The following is a 20,728-nucleotide window of genomic DNA, read 5'->3' as shown; positions in this document are numbered from 1 at the left end:
GGTCCATGGCAGACACGATAGCGCCCCGGCAATGGCGGCACCATTTCGCGCGCGCCACGGCGGTGCTGGCGGCGGCATTGTTGGCGGGGTGCAGCACGCTGGTGCCCAAGGGGCCGGTCGAACAGGCCCCGCCCGTACCGACCCGTCCGCAGCCGACTCGCCCCGATCCGGTGACCGGCGGCATCCCGACCGATACCCAGCGTCACCGCGTCGCACTGCTGGTACCGATGACCGGCCCCAATGGCGGGGTCGGGCGGTCGATCGCCAATGCGACGCAGCTGGCGCTGCTCGACACGCGCAGCGAACGGGTGCGAATCACCACCTATGACACTGCCACCGGAGCGGCCGCCGCCGCGCAGCGCGCGATCGCGGAGGGCAATCGCCTGATCCTCGGTCCGCTGCTGGCCGAGGATGTCCGTGCGGTCGCGCCGATCGCCCGCGGCGCGAAGGTGCCGGTCATCAGCTATTCGAACGACGTGTCGGTCGCGGGCAACGGGGCCTATCTGCTCGGCTATACCCCGGCGCAATCGATCGAGCGCGTGGTCGGCTTCGCCCGGACCAGCGGGATCAGCCGCTTTGCCGGGCTGGTCCCGGCCGGCGTTTATGGCCAGCGCGCCTCGACCAGCTTCCTGCGCGCGGTCGAACAGGCCGGGGGACAGGTCGTGTCGATCCAGACCTATGATCGCGGCAGCGGACAGGTCGCCGCCGCCGTCACCCGCCTGTCGCGCACCTCGCCTTATGAAGCGGTGCTGATCGCCGATCAGGCGGGTACGGCGGCGCTGGCGGTGCCCGCGATCCGCAAATCGTCCAGCCGCAGCGCGAAGGTGCTCGGCACCGAATTGTGGAATACCGAGACCGGGCTGGGGTCGATGCCGGCGCTGAACGGCGCATGGTATGCCAGCGTGTCGAACGCGCTCTATCGCCAGTTCGCGACCAAATATCGCGCCCGGTTCAGCGCCGCGCCCTATCGCCTGTCGAGTCTCGGCTATGATTCGGTGCTGCTGACGGTCCGCATCGCCCGCGATTGGCCCATCGGCCGCGACTTCCCCGAAAGCCGCCTGCGCGGCGGCGACGGGTTCGCCGGCCTCGACGGTGCCTTCCGCTTCGGCCGCGACGGCATCGCCGAACGCGCGCTGGAGGTGCAGGAAGTGCGGACGGGCGGCGCGGTGACGGTCAGCCCCGCGCCGAAGACGTTCGGGGAGTAGGGGGTGGTCGAGCTTCCCGCCGATGCGCTCGAAAAGATTGCGTGGGAAGATGCCCTTCTGATCGAAATCCGGCTGACATCGGCAGGTATCGATCTGGTGATGATGGCGGACCTGTCGGGTGCCCTTGCCCGGCCGGGAGGGGAGGCATTCGGCTATTTCATCATGTCATTTCTGGGCATCGAGAAGCTCGACATGCCATTAAAGTCGGCGAATTTCGTCCCGATGGATTATCCGCGCGACGAACTACCGGATCTCGGCGACGTGCATGCGCTGTCGATCGCAACGCTGCCGGTAAGCTTGGAAGGCGTTCCGCCGCGCTGCCGATTGCAGCTCGAATGGTCCTACGGCTCGATCGGTTTCGAGTTTGATACAGTGCGCGTGGCGACGACCGCCGAACGTATCGAAGGTTGACGGGGGACCGGCACGAAGACTCACGCCACCCCGAACGGCACCACCATATTGTCGGCATAATGCCCGACATGCGCCCGCCCCAGATACGGCACGCCCATCGCGCCGGCCCAGCGGGCGACGATCTGTTCCTCGGTTTCGCCGAAGCCGGTGTCGTCGGGATGACGATCGGTCACCGCGCCCAGCCGGATGCCGGCGATCCCCTTCAGCTGCGTCGCCTCGCTCAGCTGCCATAACAGGCGGTCGATCCGGTACAGATCCTCGCCCACTTCCTCGACGATCACGACATGGTCGGTCAGGTCGGGCAGCCACGGCGTACCGATCAGCGCGCACAGGATGACGAGGTTGAAGGCGACGGTCGGCCGTCCGTCCAGTTCGGGGGCCAGCATCGCCCGGTCGCCGTCGATCAGCCATGCCAGCGATCGCGCCGCGCTGTTCGTCCCGCCGGCCTTGCCGACCTGCGCCGCCATCGGTCCATGCACCGGCCGCCCGATCCGCCGGGCATAGAGCGCACCCAGCAAAAACCCCATGTCGGAAAAGCCGACATAGCTTTTTGCCGCCGCCGCGCGGTTCAACTGCGGCATTACCCTGTCGAGGATGCGGTTCGAACCATAGCCGCCGCGCGCGAACCAGATCGCATCGAACGCGGGATCGTTGGCGAATTCGAGGAAGGCGGCGGCGCGCTGTTCGTCGGTGCCGGCGAAATGGCCGGCGTCGAGGAAGCATTGCGGATGCACGACCAGATCGAGCGAAGGGTAGGTGAGCGCGGCATAGCCCTGTGTCCGGGCCATCTGTTCCTCGTCCACCCGTCGCGCCGGGGCCACTACACCGATCCGCATCCCGCAACCCCGCTTGCCACTGAAGGTCAAGGTCGATAGCCCCGCGCGATGCTGTACGGCAAATCCTTCTTCCTCGTCGGGATCGGCGGTTCGGGCATGTTGCCGCTCGCCATGATCCTTGCCGGGCGCGGCGCGACCGTGGCCGGATCGGACCGCTCGCTCGATCAGGCGAGCCTGCCCGCCAAGTTCGACGCGCTGCGCGCCGCGGGCATTGCGCTGTTCCCACAGGACGGTAGCGGTGTCGTGTCGGCCGATCAGATCGTCGTCGCGTCGGCCGCGATCGAGCCGAGCGTCGCCGATATCATCGCGGCGGACGCGGTCGGCGCGCAGCGAATGGGCCGCGCCGAACTGCTCGCCGACCTGTTCAATGCAGCACCGCTGTCGATCGGGGTCGCGGGGACCAGCGGCAAATCGACCGTCACCGGCATGATCGGCTATCTGCTCCACACGCTCAGCCGCGATCCGACGGTCATGAACGGCGCGGTGATGAAGGATTTCGCAGGCCCCGACCGCCCCTTCGCCAGTGCGCTGGTGGGCCAAGGCGATGCGTTCGTCAGCGAGGTCGACGAGAGCGACGGATCGATCGCCTTCTACCGTCCGCAGGTCGCGGTGCTGAACAATGTCAGCCTCGACCACAAGACGCTGGAGGAATTGCGCGCATTGTTCGGCACCTTCGCCGACCGCGCGGGCCATGTCGTCGTCAATGTCGGCGATGGCGAGGCGGCGGCGCTGGCGGCGGCGGTGCCGGCGGCGAAACGCACGACCTTTGCGGTCGAGGGCGATGCCGATCTGGTCGCGCGCGCGCTGGTGCTCGAACCCTTTGCCAGCGGGTTCGACCTGGTGGCGGACGGGGTGGTCCATGCTGTCCGCCTCGCGGTGCCGGGGCGGCACAATATCGCCAACGCGCTGGCCGCGATCGGCGCGGTCGCCGCCGCCGGGGTGCCGATCGCCGATGCGGTCGCGGCGATTGCCGGTTTCTCGGGGCTCAAGCGCCGCTTCGAACTGGTCGGAACGGCGCGCGGGGTCGGCGTGATCGACGATTTCGGGCACAATCCCGACAAGATCGCCGCGACCATCGCGACGCTGCGGACGCAGCCGGGACGGTTGCTGCTGTTGTTCCAGCCGCATGGCTATGGTCCGCTCAAGGTGATGCGCCGCGAGCTGGTGACGATGTTCGCCGGCGCGCTGACCGACGGTGACCTGCTGGTGCTGCCCGACCCGGTCTATCGCGGCGGCACGGTCACGCGTGAGGTCACCAGCGCCGACATCGTCACCGACCTGACCGTGCAGGGCGCGCCCGCCCGCCACATCCCCGATCGTGCCGCCGCGGCGGCGCATCTGGTGGCGCAGGCGCGCGAAGGCGACCGGATCGTGGTCATGGGCGCGCGCGACGACACGCTGTCCGAACTGGCGGCGCAGATGCTGGCGATGCTCGGGTAACACTTCACCGTCACCCCGGATGTACTGAGGACCGCTGCGAAAGCCGCAAGCTTCGTCAAAAACGCGCCGTACCCCCGCGCAGGCGGGGGTCCAGAGCCAGGCAGAACAACGGCTTGTGCCCGGGACCCTGGGCCCCCGCCTGCGCGGGGGTACGGCAGGGTGCCAGAATCGGTACTTTCCCGGCGTTCTCGATTCAGTCCGGCGTGCCGAGGGAAACATGGTCCGGGACTGGCACATCGCGACCGCCCCCCTGCTTGACATTCCCCCCGCCCTCGGCGAGCGCTGTGAATATCATAAGCAAATAGTCGAATTAGTCCGACTAAGGGGAGCGCCGCATTGGCTGACAAACAGGCGGGATCCGCCACCACCGGGCTGGCATTCGCCGCCGTCACCACCCTGTTTTTCGCCTGGGGCTTCATCACCTCGCTGATCGACCCGCTGGTCGCGGCGGTGAAGGGCATCTTCACGCTGACCGATTTCGAGGCGCAGCTGGCGGCATCGGCCTTTTTCCTCGCCTATGGCCTGATCTCGATGCCCGCCGCGATCCTGCTCGGCCGGTTGAAGGCGGTTCCCTCGATCCTGTTCGCGCTGGTGACGATGGTCGTCGGCTGCCTGACGATGCTGGTCGCGGCGAACCTCGCCATGTTCCCGCTGGTCCTGCTCGGCCTGTTCATCCTGGCCGCCGGCATCACCGTGTTGCAGGTCGCGGCCAATCCGCTGGCCGCGGCGCTCGGCGATCCGAAGCTCAGCCATTTCCGCCTGACGCTCAGCCAGACGTTCAACTCGTTCGGCACGTTCCTCGGGCCGCTGCTCGGGGCCAGCCTGTTCCTCGACGGGGTCGAGGTGAAGGACGGTACGGTGTTGACCCAAGCGGTGCGCGCCGGTGCGCTGGCGGGGATCGACCGCGCCTATTTCTGGATCGCCGGACTGATCGCGGCGCTGGCGGTGTTCTTCTTCCTCAGCCGTAAGGTCGTATCGGCCGCCGTGCCAGAAGCTCCGGCCGATACGCCGTCGCCCGCCGCGCTGCTGCGCGATGCCTTCTCCTCGCGCTGGGCGCTGCTGGGGGCGAGCGCGATCTTCCTGTATGTCGGCGCCGAAGTCGCGATCGGGACGCAGATGGCGCTGTTCCTGAACGCCGACAGCGTGTGGGGCGCGTCGAACGCGCCGTTCGGCGTGCCGCTGCTCGGCTTTGCGATGGGTAGCGACGGGGTGCCCGGCGTGTCGTTGCAGGAAGCGGGCAAGGCTGTCGCCTTCTACTGGGGCGGCGCGATGGTCGGTCGCGCGATCGGATCGGTGCTGCTGTCGAAGGTGAAGGCGTGGAAGCTGATGGCGCTGTTCACCGCCATTGCCGTCGGTATGTGCTGCTATGTCGCGGCGGTCGGCGGGGTGACCGCCGGGTTCGTCGCGCTGTCGATGGGCCTGTTCAACTCGATCATGTTCCCGGTCATCTTCACCCTGACGCTCGAACGCTCGACCGCCAGCGAGGCGGCGACGTCGGGGCTGTTGTGCACCGCGATCTTCGGCGGGGCGGTCATCCCGCCGGTCGTGGGGCTGGTGTCGGGGGCGGTTGGCCATGGTCCGGCGTTCCTCGTACCGGCGCTGTGCTATGCCGCGCTGTGCGGCTTCGCCATCGCCGCCGGCCGCACCGCGACGCGCAACGTCGCTTCGGCGAAGAGTCTGCACTGATCGGCGCAGCGGCGGCTTGGTTTCGGGTCGCCGCTTCGACTAGGTTCGCCGGACAGAACCGAACCGGAGAGACCAGATGACCGTCGTCCAAGCCACGCTGATCCTGTCCGCCCTCGCGCTGCCGGCATCGCTGTCGGCGCAGGCGCGCTACGAAGGGGCCGGCGCGACGCAGGAACTCGACTGCGACGGCGGCACCGCGACCATTCAGGGGGCCGGCAACACCATCCGCGTGACCGGCCGCTGCTCGGCGCTGGTGATCGAGGGCGCGAGCAACCGCGTGCAGGCCGATTTGGCACCCAGGGGCAGCATCCGCATATCCGGCGCGAGCAACACGGTAACCTACCGCACCGCCGATGGCAGCAAGGCGCGGATCAACGTCGCCGGGGCCGGCAACCGGGTGTCGGTCGCGAAATAAGCAGCGCGCAAAGGCTGTTCCAGACGCGCGCTTTGCCCGCCGGCACGCTTCGAAACGCGCCGGTACGCGCGTTCTCGGAGCGTACGCCTACGCCGCGACGCCCGCCTGCAACGCGTTCTGCGCCAGCGCGATCGATCCCAGCGGCCCCGCCTGATCGCCCAAGGCCGGTGCGACGATATAGTCGCGCTCCGGCAGTGGCAGATACCCGTTGATGCTGGCCCGCAGCGCCGGTTCGATCCGCGCCAGCAGGTGCGGCTGCTTGTTCATCACGCCGCCGCCGATCGCGATCCGCCTGGGGCCGGTGGTGCACACCATCGCATGGCACATCGCCACGATCGACGCGGCGGCGCGGTCCCACACCGGATGGTCGGCCGACAGCGTCGACACATGGACGTCACCCAGCGCGGCCTTGATCCCCGTTCCCGACGCCAGCCCCTCGACGCAATCGTCGTGAAACGGGCAGCCGCTGGGGAGGGTGTCGTCGGGCAGGCGCGGCGTGCGCAGATGGCCGATCTCGGCATGGCCGATGCCGCGCGTCGGCTGGCCATTGACCAGCAACCCGACGCCGACGCCGGTGCCGATCGTTACATAGGCGAAGTCGTCCAGCCCCTGCGCACAGCCCCACCGCGTTTCGGCAAAGGCCGCCCCGTTGACGTCGGTATCGAACGCGCTGGGCACGTCGAACATCGCCGACAGCGTGCCGGCGACGTCGGTCATCGGCCAGTCGGGCTTGGTCGTGGCAAGGATATGGCCCCAGGTGGCCGAGGCGGGGTCGAGATCGACCGGGCCGAAGCTGGCGATGCCCAGCGCGGCGAAGCCGGTCGTGTCCCACCAACGCTGCAACACGGCGGCGATGGCGGGCAGGGTGGTATCGGGATGTTCGGTCGGGACCGTTTCCTGCGCCAAAATCCGGTCCGGCCCATAGGCCAGCGTGCAGACGCATTTCGTGCCGCCCAGTTCGATCCCGGCGAAGGGCAACTCGCCCCGATCGAGCACCGCCAGTGAATCGATAACCATGTTCATCCCCGAAAACCCTGTCACAGGTAAACCCTGTCGTAGCGTTGCAGGGATTGGCACGAAAGCGCAAATGAGAAAATCGGTTTGTTTAAGCTAATGGGACAGGCCGTACCGTTACATCGTGGCACGCCGGATTTCGTATAAATTCCGCCACCCGCTAACCGGGCGTCAAGGTCCGCCATGCCAGAACCCGGTCGAGAACGGAGTCGGCGATGCGGATCGAAGCGGGACAGGCGAAGATGGGCGGTACGGTCGATGCCGGTGCCGGCGGACGGTTCGAACTGGCCTTTGCGGCACAGTTCAAGGGTAATGCCACGCAACCGGTGCCGGTCGTGCCGTCGCCCGATATCCGCAATCTGACGCCGCGCGAAATGGCCGAGTACGGCTTCCGCCTGTTCGGCGACGGCGTGATCGACATCCACACGCTCCACCGGTTCCGGCGCGAACTGATCGCGACCGACGGTACGCCCGCCGCCGATACCAAGATGGATTTCGCCGTGCAGGCCCGCCAGCGGCTAGCGAATCTCGACGCGGTGTTCGAACCGAAATCCTCGACCTCGTACCGCTCGCTGCGCCGGCTCCTCGAATTCGCGAAGCCGTAAGGGCAGCGACTATCCGACCTCGTCTGCCTTCCACAGCGCGGTCGCGCTCGGCAACAGGAAGTGGCTGAACGGCAGGATCGCCGCCCCCACCGCCGGCGCATCCTCGGCCAGCATCGCCCGGCGCACCGGGGCCAGCGCGGGGACGTTCGTCGCATCGACCCGCAATCGCTCGTTCAGCCGCTCGGCCAGCGTTTCGACATGCTGCCCCGGCAGCCGCCCGCCGACGAAGATCGCCGCCGGATTGATCAGGCAGTTGATCGCGATCAGCGGCTCGATCAGCCGGTCGACCGACGCATTGATCCAGTCGTCGACCACCGCCAGCAACGTCGCATCGTCGCCGCGCTCGCCCCGAATGTCGCCCAGGGTGAACCCCGCCCGCCGCAACGGATGCAACAGGCCCGACAGCGACACGGTATGCTGGATCTGCGTGCGCCCGCCCTTGCCGTCGCTGCCCATCAGAAAGCCGAGTTCGCCCGATCGCCCCTTGGCCCCGCGGAAATAGCTGCCGTCGATCACCAGCCCGCCGCCCAGCGCCGCCGAGATCAGGACATAGAAGAAGCTCGCCTGATGCTGGCCATGGCCCAGTTGCAATTCGCCCATCGCCGCCGCCGCCGCGTCGTTCTCGACGAATACCGGCAGGTCGATCGGCGCGGCGAACAGCGCGGCCATGTCGACGCTTTCCCATTCGGCATAGCTGGCCGGGCGGCCGGGCAGGTCGACGGTGCCGAGATCGTCGGGCCGCGCCACGCCGATGCCGACGATCCGCTTGGCGTCGACCCCGGCTTCTGCGATCAGCCCCTCGACCGCCGATCGATAGAAACCGGCAACCTCGTCGGGCAGCGCGAAATCGACGTCGCGGGTGGCGCGGGCCAGCGTCTGTCCGGCGAAATCGACCAGCACGATCGTCACATGGTCGCGGTCGACATTGATGCCGATCGCATGACAGGCGGCGGGATTGACCACCAGCTTGGTCGGCGGCTGCCCGCGCCCGCCGCGCCGCTGCCCGGCTTCGAGGATCAGTCCCTCGCTCAGCAGCCGGCGGGTGATGTTGGCGATCGCGGGCGGGGTCAGCCCGGTGATGTTGGCCAGGTCGATCCGGGTCAGCGACCCCGACACCCGGATCGCATGCAGCGTAACCCGCTGATTATGATCGGCGGCACGTTCGAGGTTGGTGCCCGACAGCCGAATCGGCGTACGATCGCTCACGTCCGGACGTTCCGGGCGGATTCGGGGAATGGCAAACTTCGTCTCCCGGTCACGGCTTTGCCGTTCGTTATTTTGGGACAGCGTGGACCAGTGGACAGGCCAGTTCAATTGTAAACCGTCTTGTCGAAACGGCGGTATCGCGATTGACAACGTTGTCGGAATTGGCGAACGGGTCGACAAAGCGGCGCGCGCGGCCAGATCGCGGGCAAAGGGAGAGCGATGCGATGAAACCGGTTCCTCAATTTCTGTTGTGCACGATGCTCGCCGGGTTCGGCGGGATGCTGCCTGCCGCCGCGCAGACCGTGCCGGCACCGGCCCCTGCCGCGACGGTGCATCCCGACCTCTGGCCGCGCGCCAACTGGCCGTACAAGGTCGATCCCGCGCTGGAGAAGCGCATCGCCGACCTGTTGAAGAAGATGACGGTCGAGGAAAAGGTCGGACAGGTCGTGCAGGGCGATATCGCCAGCCTGACGCCCGCCGACGTGAAGCGGTATCATCTCGGCTCGGTGCTGAACGGCGGCAACTCCGCGCCGAACAACGACGAATTCGCGCCTGCCTCCGAATGGCTGAAGCTCGCCGACCGTTTTTACGAAGCCTCAGTCGATAAGAGCGACGGCGGCGTCGGCATTCCCGTCATCTGGGGCACCGATGCGGTGCATGGCCACAGCAATATCGTCGGCGCGACGCTGTTCCCGCACAATGTCGGTCTGGGCGCGATGCACGACCCGGCGCTGATGCGGAAGATCGCGCAGGCGACGGCGGCCGAAATCCGCGCGACCGGCATCGAATGGACCTTCGCACCGACGATCACCGTGCCGCAGGACCTGCGCTGGGGCCGCGCCTACGAAGGCTATTCGTCCGATCCGAAGCTGGTCGCCAGCTACGTCACCCAGTTCATCGAGGGGCTGCAGGGCGCGCCCGGTTCGATCAATCAGCTCAAGGGGCCGTACGTCCTCGCCTCGACCAAGCATTTCCTTGCCGATGGCGGTACCTTTGGCGGGCAGGATCAGGGCGATGCCAAGATCCCCGAAACCACGCTGCGCGACATTCATGGCACGCCCTATGTCTCCGCGATCAACGCGGGCGTGCAGACGGTCATGGCCAGCTTCAGTAGCTGGAACGGCGAGAAGATCACCGGGCACAAGGGCCTGATGACCGATGTCCTCAAGAAGCGCATGGGCTTTGGCGGCTTCATCGTCAGCGACTGGAACGCACACGGTCAGGTCGCGGGCTGCACCAACGCGTCGTGCCCGCGCGCGATCAATGCCGGGCTCGACATGTATATGGCCCCCGACAGCTGGAAGCCGATCTGGGAAAACCTCGTCAAGCAGGTCAAGTCGGGCGAAGTGCCGATGGCGCGCCTCGACGACGCGGTATCGAACATCCTGCGCGTGAAGCTGCGCGCCGGCCTGTTCGATGCGGGCAAGCCGTCGTCGCGGCCGTTGTCGGGCAAGTTCGAACTGCTCGGCAGTCCCGAACACCGCGCGGTCGCGCGCGAGGCGGTGGCGAAGTCGCTGGTTCTGCTCAAGAACAATGGTTCGCTGCTGCCGATCAAGGCGGGCGCGCGGGTGCTGGTCGCCGGTGACGGGGCGAACGACGTCGCGCGTCAGTCGGGCGGCTGGACGCTGACATGGCAGGGGACGGGGATCGATCCGAAATATTTCCCCGGCGCGACCTCGATCTGGCAGGGGATCGACATGGGCGTGAAGGCAGCCGGTGGCTCGGCGACGCTGTCGCCCGATGGCAGCTTCTCGGGCAAGAAGCCCGATGCGGCGATCGTCGTGTTCGGCGAAACGCCCTATGCCGAGTTCCAGGGCGATATCAAGACGCTCCAGCTGCGCCCCGAGCTGCGTGGCCCTATCGAGACGATGAAGAAGCTGAAGGCGCAGGGGATTCCCGTCGTCGCGCTGATGCTGACCGGCCGGCCGCTGTTCGTGAACGCCGCGATCAACGCCGCCGACGCCTTCGTCGTCGGCTGGCTGCCGGGATCGGAGGGCGCGGGCGTCGCCGACGTGCTGCTGCGCGGACAGGACGGCAAGGCGAAGCGCGATTTCTCGGGCACGCTGTCCTTCCCATGGCCCGCGACCGGCGATGCGACCGGGCCGACCCAGTTCCCGATCGGGTACGGCCTGACCGCCGCCAGCAAGACGGTGGTGCCGGCCTTCTCCGAAGACCCCAAGGTCGCCGAAGCCGATGCCGGTGACGTGTTCATGGACAAGGGGCTGCCCGCGACCGCATGGTCGCTGGAGGTCGGCGGTGCCGGCACCGGCGGCAACACCCGCATCACCACCGTGCCCGCGCAATCGGGCGCGGGCCGGGTCAAGGTCACCGCGACCGACCACGGCGTTCAGGAAGGCGCGCGCCGTTTCGACATCGACGGCAGCGGCCCGGCACAGATCGTGCTGAGCACCCAGTCGCCGGTCGACCTGACGCGGCAGACCAATGGCGACGTGATGCTGGTATCGACGATGCGCGTCGACGCCGCCCCGACCATGCCGGTCACGCTGTCGCTGCGCAGCGGTCCCGGCGGCGGACAGGTCGCACTCGGGCGGATGGAGCGGCTGCCGGTCGGCCAGTGGAAGACGCTGGGCGTCCCGCTCAAATGCTTCGGCGGCAATGTGAACATGGCGAAGGTCGATACGCCCTTCGCCCTGTCGACCGACGGCAAGCTGACGGTCAGCGTGGCACGCGTGGCGCTGGGCACGACGGCAGACGTGACGGTAAGCTGCCCCCGCTAAATCCTCCCCGCTCTGCGGGGAGGGGGACCGCCCGAAGGGTGGTGGAGGGGGTTCGCCGCGCAACGCAACGGTTGCGGATACGGACACCCCCCTCCACCAGCTTCGCTGGTCCCCCTCCCCGTGCCGGGGAGGAATTGCCTGCCGCAGCCGGTGCCCCTAGGAACCCAACGACAACACACAGGGGCATGGCGATGAAGGCAATCTGGGCACCTCTACTCCTCGCTATGGCAACCCCCGCCATCGCCCAGGAAGCAACGCCTCCCGCCGCCCCGATCCCTCCGCGCGTCTCGGTCTCGGGCGGCATCGTCGAGGGCAAGGCCGAAGCCGACCGTGTCCTCTTTCGCGGCATTCCCTTCGCCGCCCCGCCGCTGGGCGCGAACCGCTGGCGCGAACCGCAGCCGGTGGTCGAATGGACCGGCATCCGGACCACCACCGCGCCGTCGCCCGCCTGTCTCCAGAACGATTATGGCTGGAACCGCGCCGACCATGTCTTTGCGGGCGAAGATTGCCTGACGCTCGACATCGGCACCCCCACACTGACCGGCAAGCGCCCGGTTATCGTGTGGATTCACGGTGGCAGCAACCGCGCCGGATCGGCGGGTGGCATGGCGCAGTCGGCGATCGGCAAGCGCGACGTGGTCGTCGTCGCGGTCCAGTACCGCCTCGGCATCTTCGGCTTTCTGCCGCACCGCGCGCTGGCGGCCGAGGCGAACGGGACCAGCGGCAATTACGGGCTGATGGACCAGATCGCGGCGCTGCGCTGGGTCCGCGACAATATCGCCAAGTTCGGCGGCGATCCCGACAACGTCACCATCGCCGGTGAAAGCGCCGGGTCGCAGGACGTGTCGCTGCTGCTCGCCTCGCCGCTCGCCCGCGGTCTGTTCGCGAAGGCGGCGATGGAATCGGGCACGCCGGGCTTCGGCCTGCCATGGCGGCCGTTGAAGGAAGCGTTCCGCATCGGCGATCAGCTCGACGTTCTGTTGGGCACGCGCGGAACGGCGGCGTTGCGCAGCGCCTCGCCCGCCGCGCTCCTCGCCGCCGATCTGAAGCTGCACGATGCGAAGCTGGCCGCCGACGACTATCTGTACCTGCGCACCACCATCGACGGCGCGGTCCTGCCCGACACCCCCGACCGGCTGTTCGTCACCGCGCCCAAGCGCCTGGTGATCCTTGGCAGCAACGTCCTCGAACTCGACCTGCCCGGCGGGCGTCCGGCGCGCGACGGGTTCGTCGACCTGTCGTTCGGCAACAATGCCGATACCGCCCGCACCTTCTACCGGCTCGACGAACCCGATCCCGTCGCCCATCCGCGCATGGGCACCCGCGATCAGCAGATCGCGACCGACGCCACCTTCCGCTGTCCGGCCGGCAACCTTGCCAGTCTGCTCGCCGCGCGCAACTGGCCGGTGTGGCGCTATGAATTCGACATGGCCGGCGATGGCGGTCCCGGCCGCACCTCGCATGCCGCAGAGATCGGCCATATCTTTGCCGACAAACGCGTCGGACCGGTGTCGATGCAGGACTATTGGCTCGCCTTCGCCGTCACCGGCGATCCCAATGGCGACGGCCGCCCGGCATGGCCGCGCACGACCAGGGGCAAGCCCGCTAATATCCTTTTCGACGCGCGCGGTGCGGCGCCCCGCGACGGTGATATCCGCCCCGAAATTTGCCGTTTGCAAGGATCGCTATGACCCCCGATCGCCGTCATTTTCTGGGCCTCGCCGCCGGCGCGGCACTCCTTCCCGCCGCTGCCGCCTGCGCGCAGGAGGACAGCTATGAGGTCAAGCGTCAGCGCCAGTTGGCAACCGACTGGCCATGGCTTGGCCGCTACGCCGCCGACAATGCCGCGCTCGCCGCATCGGGCAAGCCGACCGACATCGTGTTCATGGGCGATTCGATCACCGAAGGCTGGGTCGGCAAACGCCCCGAATTCTTCCGTGCCGGGCGAGTGGGTCGCGGGATCAGCGGGCAGACGACGCCGCAAATGGTGCTGCGGATGATGGCCGACGTGGTCGCGCTGAAACCGAAATTCGTCCACATCATGGCCGGCACCAACGACATCGCCGGCAATACCGGACCGATGACGCCGCAGCGGACGCAGGACAATCTGGCGATGATGGTCATGCTCGCGCGGGCAGCGAAGATCGGCGTGTTGCTGGCCAGCGTGCCGCCCGCCGACGGCTTTCCGTGGCGACCCGGCCTCGCCACGGTCACACCGATCCGCGCGCTGAACGCGTGGGCGAAGGGCTATGCGGGACAGGCCGGCGCGACCTTCGTCAACTATACGCCGGCACTGGCAACGCCCGGTGGGGCGATGAAGCCCGGCTTTGCCGAGGACGGCGTTCATCCGACCGCTACCGGCTATGCCGCGATGGAAGGCGTGCTGACCCCGATCCTTCGGGCGAAGAGCCTGCCAGTCTGAGTGTCCGTTTGGAAACGCGCGAAAAGGCGAGTTTCAAGGCGGGCTGGTACCGCAAAACGCGCTTCGGCGCGTTTCCAAACCGGCGCTGACAAGCTGAACGAACCGGCCGCCGCCGCGACAATCCGACACAATTTTCGTACCTTCGCGACAAACGCCTGCGACACTCCGCCCCCATTTTCGTTGTCGACCAAGTGGTTCGATACAGGAGAAAGCGCATGAAGAAGTTCGCATTGATGCTCGCCGGCCTCGGCGTCGCCATGACCGCGCTGCCCGCTGCCGCCCAGCCGTGGCAGTCGATCAACCAGCGCCAGGCACAGATCGAGCGCCGGATCGATCAGGGTATCCGCAGCGGTTCGCTGAGCCGGCGCGAGGCGGTAAACGTGCGCGGCGAATTCCGCCAGATCGCGTCGCTCGAACAGCGCTATCGCCGCTCGAACGGCCTTTCGATGCAGGAACGCCGCGACCTCGACCGTCGTTTCGACGCGCTGGCGTACAAGGTCCGTGTCGACAAGCACGATCGCAACGGCCGTCCGGGCCATCGGCGCTGACAACTCCCCTCCCTGACAAGAGTTTCGGGTCGGTCATGCCCCCGGCATGACCTAAACCGTGCGGGGCACTGTTTACCCGAAACTGGGCTGGGGGTGGGTAGGCCGATTGTAGCGTGCTTACCCTCCCTCGCGGGCCGATCCACCCCCGACCCCTCCTTGTCAGGGAGGGGCGGGACGTCATCCCCCCGCGACGAGCGCCCCGATCAACCCCGCATCGTCACCCAGCCGCCCCGGCACGACGACCGGTATGGCCGCCGGGATCAGCAGGTTCGCCCGCACGCGCGCGTCCAGTGCTGCGATCAGCGCGGGGGCGTTGGCCAGCCCGCCGCCGACCGGCACGATCGTCGCCGAAACGGCGTGCAGCAGCATCGCCAGCGGCCCGCCGACCAGATCGCACCAATAGTCGACCGTCGCCACCGCCCGGCGCTTGCCCGCCGCCGCATCCCCGGCAATGGCAAAACTGTCCGCCGCGATCCCATGCAGGAAGCGATGCAACCGCTCCAGCCCGCGCGCGCTGCCGATCGTATCGAGGCACCCCTTCAACCCGCACCCACATGCGAACACCGGATTGGTTCCCGGCGCGATCGGGCTGTCGTGCACCACCTGTCCATGACCCCATTCGCCGCCGATCCCGCCGGCACCGCCGACGATCCGGCCGCGTTCGACCAGCCCGCCGCCGACCCCGGTGCCGAGGATGATGCCGAACACCCGCTCATGCCCCATCGCGACCCCCCGCGCCGCTTCGGCCAGCACGAACGCATCGGCATCGTTCACCACCCGCACCGGCACCGCCAGCACGCGCGCCAGTTCGTCGGCCAGTCGCCGCCCGTCGATACAGCGGATATTCGCGCTGGTGACGATGCCGGATACCGGATCGACCAGTCCGGCGGTCGCGATCGACACCCGCTCGCAAGCCACCACCGCCAGCACATCGGCAAACACCGCGACGAACGCCGCCCAATCGTCGACCGGCGTCGGCACTTTCCGGCGCCAACCGATCGCCCCCGCATCGTCGAACGCGGCGATGTCGACGAACGACCCGCCGACATCGGCGCAGAGTCGCATGGTTATTCGGCACCCAACCAGCTCTTGCGGAACGCCCGCTGCTTTGCCGTCAGCGCCTGCCCGGCGGTCTCGCCGCGCACGATTTCCAGCGTCGGATCTGCCACCGGCGTCAGCATCGCGGTGCGATCGACGCCCATCTGCCGATAGCGCAGCGCGACCGGCGACCCGGGTTTCATCGCCGCCACCGCCGCATTCCAGCCGGCGAGATCCCCGATCGCCTGCCCACCGACCGCGACGATGGTATCACCCCGGTCCAGCCCGGCGGCGAACAGCGGCGTATCTTGGGCGGGCGGCAGGGTCAGCGTCACGCCGTCGGCCGTCTCGCTCGCCGCACTCCGCCCGATCCATCCGCGCGTCGGCGCGGCGGGCCGTAGCACCAGCCCGGCCTGTGCCAGCAGCGGCGCGAAGTCGGGCAGGCCGCTGCCGTCGATCGATCGTGCGAAGAATGCTTCGGCAAAGCCCGGATCGCCGGTCGTCTCGGCCAGCGCGACGCGCAGATCGGCGGGCGTGTACGCCTTTTCGCCCTTTCCATGCCGCGCCCACAATGTCCGCATGAAATCGTCGAGGCTCTTGCCCGCGAAACGCTGCCGCAGTTCGAGGTCGAGCGCCATGCCGATGATCGCGCCATAGGGATAATAGGACACGAAGATATTAGGATCGACCGGATCGATCGATTTCGCCGCATCGACGAACGGCCCGCGCAGGCTCATCTCCTGCGGCGATGCGTTGATCCGTGCCGCGATCCGCGCCGGATTGTTGATGATGCCGTTCAGCATCGGCCCCATCTCGCCCAGATACTCGTCGACCGTGGCCAGTCCCGCGCGCCGGATCGACAGCGGCCCGTAATAGCTGGTGAACCCCTCGGCCAGCCACAGCGACGGCGTCGGATTGGCACGGGTGAAGTCGAACGGTTCCAGTTCGGCGGGACGGATGCGCTCGACATTCCAGCTATGGAAGAATTCATGCGCCAGCGTACCCAACTGGTCGTCCTTCGCCTCCGCCAGCGACTGCGCGTTCGTGATGATCGTCGAATTGCGGTGCTCCATCCCGTCGCCTACGATCGACGGGCGGTAATCGGCGATGAAGGTATAGCGGCCGAAATCATAGGGTGCCGGCGCGCCGAAGATATGGATCTGTTCGCGCACCACCCGCTTCGCCTTTTCGGTGAAGCGGTCCATGTCGGCGGCGGTGCCATCGTGGTGCAGCGCGAGGCGATAGGTCTTGCCGCCCGCCTGCCATTCGCGGACCATATGGTCCGACAACTCGGTCGGGCTGTCCATGAAATATTGCAGGTTCGGTGCCCAATAGGTGTCCGCCGCGTCGCTCTCCGGCAACTGGGTCGCGACCTTCCATTTGGGGTCGGGGCGCTGGAAGCGCACGCGGATCGGCTGCGCGTCGTAACCGCTCGCCCACAGGAACGTCGCCGGCATGTTCAGATGTGCGTGCGAAGGATCGATCTGGGCATAGGTGCCGTCGCCATGATCGGCGAACAGCGTGTAGGTGACGACGACCGTCCCGTCATGGCCGGCGACGCTCCAGCCATAGGGATCGCTGCGCGTCAGTTTCAGCGGCCGCCCCGCGCCGTCGGTCGCGCTCACGTCATAGACGTTCTTGGCGAATTCATGGATCGCATAGCGCCCCGGCGACGACCGCGACATCTGGACGCGCAACGGTCCGGCGGGCACCCCGGTCCAGGTCGCGGTGATCCGCGCGCGGTGATGCTCGACCTGCGGGAACGAAACGTCGTAGCGCACCTTCGCCGCCGTGCCGGGATCGCGCTGGCCGGGGGCAGGGGCCGGATGCACCGGCGCGGTCTGTGCCAGCGCGGGCAGTGCGATCGTGGAAGCAAGCAGGACGGCGAACAGCGAACGGACCATGAAGGCTCCCCCGGGAAACGATGGGGTGTCTTCTAGGCCGGGTCGACATTCAGCGGCAAGGTCGGCGAAATGGCGCCCCTCCCTTTCAGGGAGGGGAGACGCCTCAAATATCCTCGATCACCGCCCGATCGAACAACACATCCCCCGCCCGCACCCGGTCGCCCGTCGCCACCCCGATCCCGACCGCAAATGGTGCCGGCACCAGCATCACGATCGTCGAGCCATGCTCGAACCAGCCCATTTCCTGCCCTTGCGCGACCGGCGTCGCCAACGTGACGATCGGATCGGCGCGCTCGCGCAGCAGCTTGACGGTATCGAGGAACGTCAGCCGGATCGCCGCGACGAGGATCGCCGCGACCGGCACCAGCAGCACCGGTGTCCCGTCGCCCATTCGCATCCGCACCGTCGCGCGTTCGTTGCGGCAATACAGCCGGTCGACCCGCTTCAGTGCCGGCGGATTGACGTTGAAACAGTCGCCGGGGAAATAGCGCACCCGCTCGACGACCGCGTCCTGTGGGGCATGGAACCGGTGATACATGCCCGCCGTCAGCCGCAGCGTTACGAAACTTCCGCCGATATAGGCCGTGCCCTCGCCGCCGGTCAGCTCGGCAATCGAATAGCGCCGCCCCTTGGCCTGGATGATGCTGTCGCCGTCGATCCGGCCGCTGGCGACGATGATCCCGTCCGACGGCGCCGACAATTGATGCGCCTGCGCCCGGAACGTCCGCGCACCGGGCCGCAGCCGCCGGATGAACGCGGCGTGCAGCGACGGCCATTTCGCCTCCGCCGCATCGGACAGGTCGACATCGCAGAACGTCCGCCACACCGCGATCAAGCCCCGCGCGACCAACGGCTGTTCGACCTTGCTCAACCACCCCATCGCCCGCGTGGCGCTCCGCCGCGGCAGCCAGTTGGTCAGCGCGTAATTGACCGATTCGATGTCGGTCAGTTTCGCGATGGTGCGCGACAGGGCGGATGGGGCGGATGGGGCGGGCGTGGGCGGGGCGGGGCGGATATCGTCCATGGCCGTCATCAATATTTCCCGATCGCGTCATATTCGCGTCAGTCATGACGCCACTCGCCCTTGCATTCGCCGCCGGTGCTGCCGGCCTGATCGCCACCAAGGGCCGCGCCCGCCTCGCGCTCAGCCGCGCCAAACACGGCTCGCTGACCGGCCATGTCCGCTGGGGACAGCGAATCGCCCGCCAGATCGCTTTTTACGACTATGACGACGCCCGCTTCTTCGCCGCCGACGATGCCCCGGCCGAAATCGCCGCCCGCCGCCGCGCCGGCTTCGACCGCCTGTCCGCGCTCTACGAAACCCGATTCGCGAAGACGGTCGTCGCGACGAAGGAATTGCGCGAAGGGCTGTCCGACCTGCAATTCACCGGCCGCTACCGCGTACCGTTCCAGTTCAGCCGGCTGGTCCGCGACCGCCTTGCCACCGGTGCCTTCTACCGATCGTCGTCGGGCGTCACCGCCACCGACCTCGACGGCAATGTCTTCTACGACCTTGCCGGCTCCTACGGCGTCAACCTGTTCGGCCATGATTTCTACAAGGACTGTATTGCCGAAGGGACCGCGCGCGTCGCCGATCTGGGGCCGGTGCTCGGCACCTATCACCCGGTCATCGCCGCCAATGTCGCCCGGCTGCGCACGATCAGCTGCATGGACGAGGTGTCGTTCCACATGTCGGGCACCGAAGCCGTCATGCAGGCGGTACGCCTCGCGCGCTATCACACCGGCCGTCGCCGCCTGGTCCGCTTTGCCGGGGCCTATCATGGCTGGTGGGGTGATGTGCAGCCGGGCATCGGCAACCCGACCCCGGCCGACAACACGCTGACCCTGTCGGAAATGTCCGATCGCACGCTGCACGTGCTGGCCACGCGCAAGGATATCGCGTGCGTGCTGGTCAACCCGCTGCAGGCGATGCACCCGAACAAGGGCGCGCCGTCCGACGGGACGCTGATCGACAGCAGCCGCTCCGCCCATCTCGACCGCGCCGCCTATCGCGACTGGCTGGTGCGCTTGCGCGACGTGTGCACGAAGGCCGGCATCGTCCTGATCTTCGACGAAGTCTTCATGGGCTTCCGGCTGGCAAAGGGCGGCATGGCCGAGGCGTTCGGCGTGCAGCCCGACATGGTCACCTATGGCAAGACGCTGGGCGGTGGCCTGCCGGTCGGCGTCGTATGCGGCCGCGCCGAGCTGATGAAGCGTTTCCGCCCCGACCAGCCAGCCGACATCTGCTTCGCGCGCGGCACCTTCAACGCGCACCCCTATGTGATGGGGGCGATGGACGTATTCCTCGAACGCCTCGATTCGCCCGAGGTGCGCGCGATGTACGCGAACGTCGACGCCCGCTGGGACGCGCGCATCGACCAGTTCAACGCCGCGATGGCGCAGACCGACCTGCCGGTCCGCGCCACGGGCATGCAGACCGTCTGGACGATCGGCTACACCGTGCCGTCGCGCTACAACTGGATGCTGCAATATTACTGCCGTGCCGAGGGGCTGGCGCTCAGCTGGGTCGGCACCGGCCGCCTGATCTTCAGCCTGAATTACGACGATGCGGCGTTCGCCGAAGTCGTCGCAAGGTTCGTGAAGGCGGCGCAGGCTTGTGCCGCCGACGGCTGGTGGTGGAGCGCGCCGGGCACCACCAACAAGATGTTGCGACGGCAGGTGCTGAAGGAAACCCTGTCGCGGCGGCTCGGCCGGGGATAGTCGTTCGCTATTCGCGGCGCTCCGCCATCGCCGCCTGCAACGCGTCGATGATCGCGCGGTTGGCGACCGGTCCCGACAGGTCCTGCGCCAGCGTGGTAAAGCCCTCGCGGCGCAGCGCCTGTCGGATATGATTCACCGAAATATAGTGGCCGGTAGCGGCCAGTTCGATTGCCCGCGTCAATGCCGGCGTTTCGCGAGCCACGCGCTGTCGCCCGTCTGCTCAGCCGTTCCGCACCCACGGCGTTCGCACGACGGCACCGGTGATGACTTTCTTGCCGAACGCCTTGCGCATCTTGTCGGCGCCCTCGCCGTTGCGCAGGACGACATGCGTGCCCCCCGAATGCAGCGTTTCGATGGCGCTGATCGATGCGTCGTGCTTGCGGCACAGCGCCACCACATCGGCCTGGGCGATGCTGACATTCATCGCGCGCGATGTCGTAGTCGGAGTCGGAACGCCCCGGCGCCAATCGTCCTGCATGCAGATCCATTCATATTTCGAGCATGCGGACCAGCCGGGCCACGCGGGAAGAAGTAGCCAG

19 protein-coding genes are annotated in these 20,728 nt (G+C 67.7%); 11 read left to right on the top strand and 8 right to left on the bottom strand.

All coding sequences use genetic code 11. From position 1 onward, the window contains the following. The first annotated feature begins 5 nt into the window (after positions 1–5). Positions 6–1,205: a penicillin-binding protein activator gene (locus tag ASE70_RS03370; protein WP_056501381.1), complete on the top strand. Its 1,200-nt coding sequence runs from the start codon at positions 6–8 to the stop codon at positions 1,203–1,205. 3 nt (positions 1,206–1,208) lie between these two features. Next, positions 1,209–1,616 carry a hypothetical protein gene (locus tag ASE70_RS03365; protein WP_056501379.1) on the top strand — a complete coding sequence of 136 codons (408 nt, stop codon included), beginning with the start codon at positions 1,209–1,211 and terminating at the stop codon, positions 1,614–1,616. 20 nt (positions 1,617–1,636) lie between these two features. Here the strand turns inward: ASE70_RS03365 and ASE70_RS03360 are convergent, their stop codons facing one another. Further along, positions 1,637–2,452: an LD-carboxypeptidase gene (locus tag ASE70_RS03360; RefSeq protein ID WP_056501376.1), complete on the bottom strand. Its 816-nt coding sequence runs from the start codon at positions 2,450–2,452 to the stop codon at positions 1,637–1,639. 48 nt (positions 2,453–2,500) lie between these two features. Here ASE70_RS03360 and ASE70_RS03355 point away from each other — a divergent pair, with 48 nt between their 5' ends. The 3 genes from ASE70_RS03355 (at position 2,501) to ASE70_RS03345 (ending at position 5,993) form a co-directional block, all read left to right on the top strand. Then, on the top strand, positions 2,501–3,892 hold the full coding sequence (locus ASE70_RS03355; protein ID WP_056501373.1) for a glutamate ligase domain-containing protein: 1,392 nt from the start codon (positions 2,501–2,503) through the stop codon (positions 3,890–3,892). A 336-nt stretch (positions 3,893–4,228) separates the two neighbouring features. Next, positions 4,229–5,578: an MFS transporter gene (locus ASE70_RS03350; RefSeq protein ID WP_056501371.1), complete on the top strand. Its 1,350-nt coding sequence runs from the start codon at positions 4,229–4,231 to the stop codon at positions 5,576–5,578. Positions 5,579–5,654: 76 nt separating this feature from the next. Continuing rightward, complete coding sequence (locus tag ASE70_RS03345; RefSeq protein ID WP_056501368.1) at positions 5,655–5,993, top strand: DUF3060 domain-containing protein; 339 nt, start codon at positions 5,655–5,657, stop codon at positions 5,991–5,993. A gap of 87 nt (positions 5,994–6,080) precedes the next feature. Here the strand turns inward: ASE70_RS03345 and ASE70_RS03340 are convergent, their stop codons facing one another. Beyond that, positions 6,081–7,010 (bottom strand): ROK family protein, encoded by a 930-nt coding sequence (locus tag ASE70_RS03340; protein ID WP_056501509.1) that lies wholly within the window; start codon positions 7,008–7,010, stop codon positions 6,081–6,083. Between the two features lie 212 nt (positions 7,011–7,222). Between ASE70_RS03340 and ASE70_RS03335 the strand changes: the two genes are divergently transcribed. Next, positions 7,223–7,612 (top strand): hypothetical protein, encoded by a 390-nt coding sequence (locus tag ASE70_RS03335; RefSeq protein WP_056501365.1) that lies wholly within the window; start codon positions 7,223–7,225, stop codon positions 7,610–7,612. A 9-nt stretch (positions 7,613–7,621) separates the two neighbouring features. Here the strand turns inward: ASE70_RS03335 and ASE70_RS03330 are convergent, their stop codons facing one another. Beyond that, a complete protein-coding gene (locus ASE70_RS03330; RefSeq protein ID WP_056501363.1) occupies positions 7,622–8,818 on the bottom strand; it encodes an ROK family transcriptional regulator in 1,197 nt (398 codons plus the stop codon). Positions 8,819–9,042: 224 nt separating this feature from the next. Between ASE70_RS03330 and ASE70_RS03325 the strand changes: the two genes are divergently transcribed. The 4 genes from ASE70_RS03325 (at position 9,043) to ASE70_RS03310 (ending at position 14,526) form a co-directional block, all read left to right on the top strand. Next, complete coding sequence (locus tag ASE70_RS03325; RefSeq protein ID WP_082450604.1) at positions 9,043–11,556, top strand: glycoside hydrolase family 3 protein; 2,514 nt, start codon at positions 9,043–9,045, stop codon at positions 11,554–11,556. A 191-nt stretch (positions 11,557–11,747) separates the two neighbouring features. Continuing rightward, positions 11,748–13,247, top strand: a complete 1,500-nt coding sequence (locus ASE70_RS03320; RefSeq protein WP_162235915.1) for a carboxylesterase/lipase family protein — start codon at positions 11,748–11,750, stop codon at positions 13,245–13,247. After that, a complete protein-coding gene (locus ASE70_RS03315) occupies positions 13,244–13,978 on the top strand; it encodes a GDSL-type esterase/lipase family protein (protein WP_056501352.1) in 735 nt (244 codons plus the stop codon). Before ASE70_RS03320 ends, ASE70_RS03315 begins: the two co-directional genes overlap by 4 nt. Before the next feature lie 215 nt (positions 13,979–14,193). After that, positions 14,194–14,526 (top strand): hypothetical protein, encoded by a 333-nt coding sequence (locus tag ASE70_RS03310; RefSeq protein WP_056394116.1) that lies wholly within the window; start codon positions 14,194–14,196, stop codon positions 14,524–14,526. A 177-nt stretch (positions 14,527–14,703) separates the two neighbouring features. On the opposite strand, the gene ASE70_RS03305 is transcribed toward ASE70_RS03310, so the two are convergent. From ASE70_RS03305 to asd, 3 genes are all read right to left on the bottom strand, one after another. Next, positions 14,704–15,591 carry an ROK family protein gene (locus tag ASE70_RS03305; RefSeq protein WP_056501349.1) on the bottom strand — a complete coding sequence of 296 codons (888 nt, stop codon included), beginning with the start codon at positions 15,589–15,591 and terminating at the stop codon, positions 14,704–14,706. Positions 15,592–15,593: 2 nt separating this feature from the next. Continuing rightward, the gene (locus ASE70_RS03300) at positions 15,594–17,468 is read right to left on the bottom strand and encodes a M61 family metallopeptidase (protein WP_056501348.1); all 1,875 of its coding nucleotides are present in this window, start codon (positions 17,466–17,468) and stop codon (positions 15,594–15,596) included. 103 nt (positions 17,469–17,571) lie between these two features. Further along, on the bottom strand, positions 17,572–18,501 hold the full coding sequence (asd, locus tag ASE70_RS03295) for an archaetidylserine decarboxylase (protein WP_235519542.1): 930 nt from the start codon (positions 18,499–18,501) through the stop codon (positions 17,572–17,574). Positions 18,502–18,536: 35 nt separating this feature from the next. On the opposite strand from asd, the gene ASE70_RS03290 reads away from it, so the two are divergent. Beyond that, entirely contained in the window at positions 18,537–20,189 is a 1,653-nt protein-coding gene (locus ASE70_RS03290) for an aminotransferase class III-fold pyridoxal phosphate-dependent enzyme (RefSeq protein WP_056501344.1), read from the top strand. Positions 20,190–20,196: 7 nt separating this feature from the next. Here ASE70_RS03290 and ASE70_RS03285 read toward each other — a convergent pair whose 3' ends face one another. Both ASE70_RS03285 and ASE70_RS03280 read right to left on the bottom strand, forming a co-directional pair. After that, positions 20,197–20,391 carry a hypothetical protein gene (locus ASE70_RS03285; RefSeq protein ID WP_056501341.1) on the bottom strand — a complete coding sequence of 65 codons (195 nt, stop codon included), beginning with the start codon at positions 20,389–20,391 and terminating at the stop codon, positions 20,197–20,199. Positions 20,392–20,409: 18 nt separating this feature from the next. Then, positions 20,410–20,613 carry a hypothetical protein gene (locus tag ASE70_RS03280; protein WP_235512057.1) on the bottom strand — a complete coding sequence of 68 codons (204 nt, stop codon included), beginning with the start codon at positions 20,611–20,613 and terminating at the stop codon, positions 20,410–20,412. Positions 20,614–20,728: the final 115 nt, after the last annotated feature.

The sequence above is a fragment of the Sphingomonas sp. Leaf22 genome, from assembly GCF_001421715.1.
Taxonomy (GTDB): domain Bacteria; phylum Pseudomonadota; class Alphaproteobacteria; order Sphingomonadales; family Sphingomonadaceae; genus Sphingomonas.
This window is presented reverse-complemented; position numbering and strand designations above follow the sequence as displayed.

Excerpts from the sequence above, each read along its gene's own strand:
- ASE70_RS03300 (WP_056501348.1), bottom strand. The coding sequence starts at position 17,468 with ATGGTCCGTTCGCTGTTCGCCGTCCTGCTTGCTTCCACGATCGCACTG.
- ASE70_RS03325 (WP_082450604.1), top strand. The coding sequence starts at position 9,043 with ATGAAACCGGTTCCTCAATTTCTGTTGTGCACGATGCTCGCCGGGTTC.
- ASE70_RS03345 (WP_056501368.1), top strand. The coding sequence starts at position 5,655 with ATGACCGTCGTCCAAGCCACGCTGATCCTGTCCGCCCTCGCGCTGCCG.
- ASE70_RS03370 (WP_056501381.1), top strand. The coding sequence starts at position 6 with ATGGCAGACACGATAGCGCCCCGGCAATGGCGGCACCATTTCGCGCGC.
- ASE70_RS03320 (WP_162235915.1), top strand. The coding sequence starts at position 11,748 with ATGAAGGCAATCTGGGCACCTCTACTCCTCGCTATGGCAACCCCCGCC.
- ASE70_RS03340 (WP_056501509.1), bottom strand. The coding sequence starts at position 7,010 with ATGGTTATCGATTCACTGGCGGTGCTCGATCGGGGCGAGTTGCCCTTC.
- ASE70_RS03355 (WP_056501373.1), top strand. The coding sequence starts at position 2,501 with ATGCTGTACGGCAAATCCTTCTTCCTCGTCGGGATCGGCGGTTCGGGC.
- ASE70_RS03290 (WP_056501344.1), top strand. The coding sequence starts at position 18,537 with ATGACGCCACTCGCCCTTGCATTCGCCGCCGGTGCTGCCGGCCTGATC.
- ASE70_RS03280 (WP_235512057.1), bottom strand. The coding sequence starts at position 20,613 with ATGAATGTCAGCATCGCCCAGGCCGATGTGGTGGCGCTGTGCCGCAAG.
- ASE70_RS03315 (WP_056501352.1), top strand. The coding sequence starts at position 13,244 with ATGACCCCCGATCGCCGTCATTTTCTGGGCCTCGCCGCCGGCGCGGCA.
- ASE70_RS03310 (WP_056394116.1), top strand. The coding sequence starts at position 14,194 with ATGAAGAAGTTCGCATTGATGCTCGCCGGCCTCGGCGTCGCCATGACC.
- asd (WP_235519542.1), bottom strand. The coding sequence starts at position 18,501 with ATGACGGCCATGGACGATATCCGCCCCGCCCCGCCCACGCCCGCCCCA.
- ASE70_RS03305 (WP_056501349.1), bottom strand. The coding sequence starts at position 15,591 with ATGCGACTCTGCGCCGATGTCGGCGGGTCGTTCGTCGACATCGCCGCG.
- ASE70_RS03335 (WP_056501365.1), top strand. The coding sequence starts at position 7,223 with ATGCGGATCGAAGCGGGACAGGCGAAGATGGGCGGTACGGTCGATGCC.
- ASE70_RS03360 (WP_056501376.1), bottom strand. The coding sequence starts at position 2,452 with ATGCGGATCGGTGTAGTGGCCCCGGCGCGACGGGTGGACGAGGAACAG.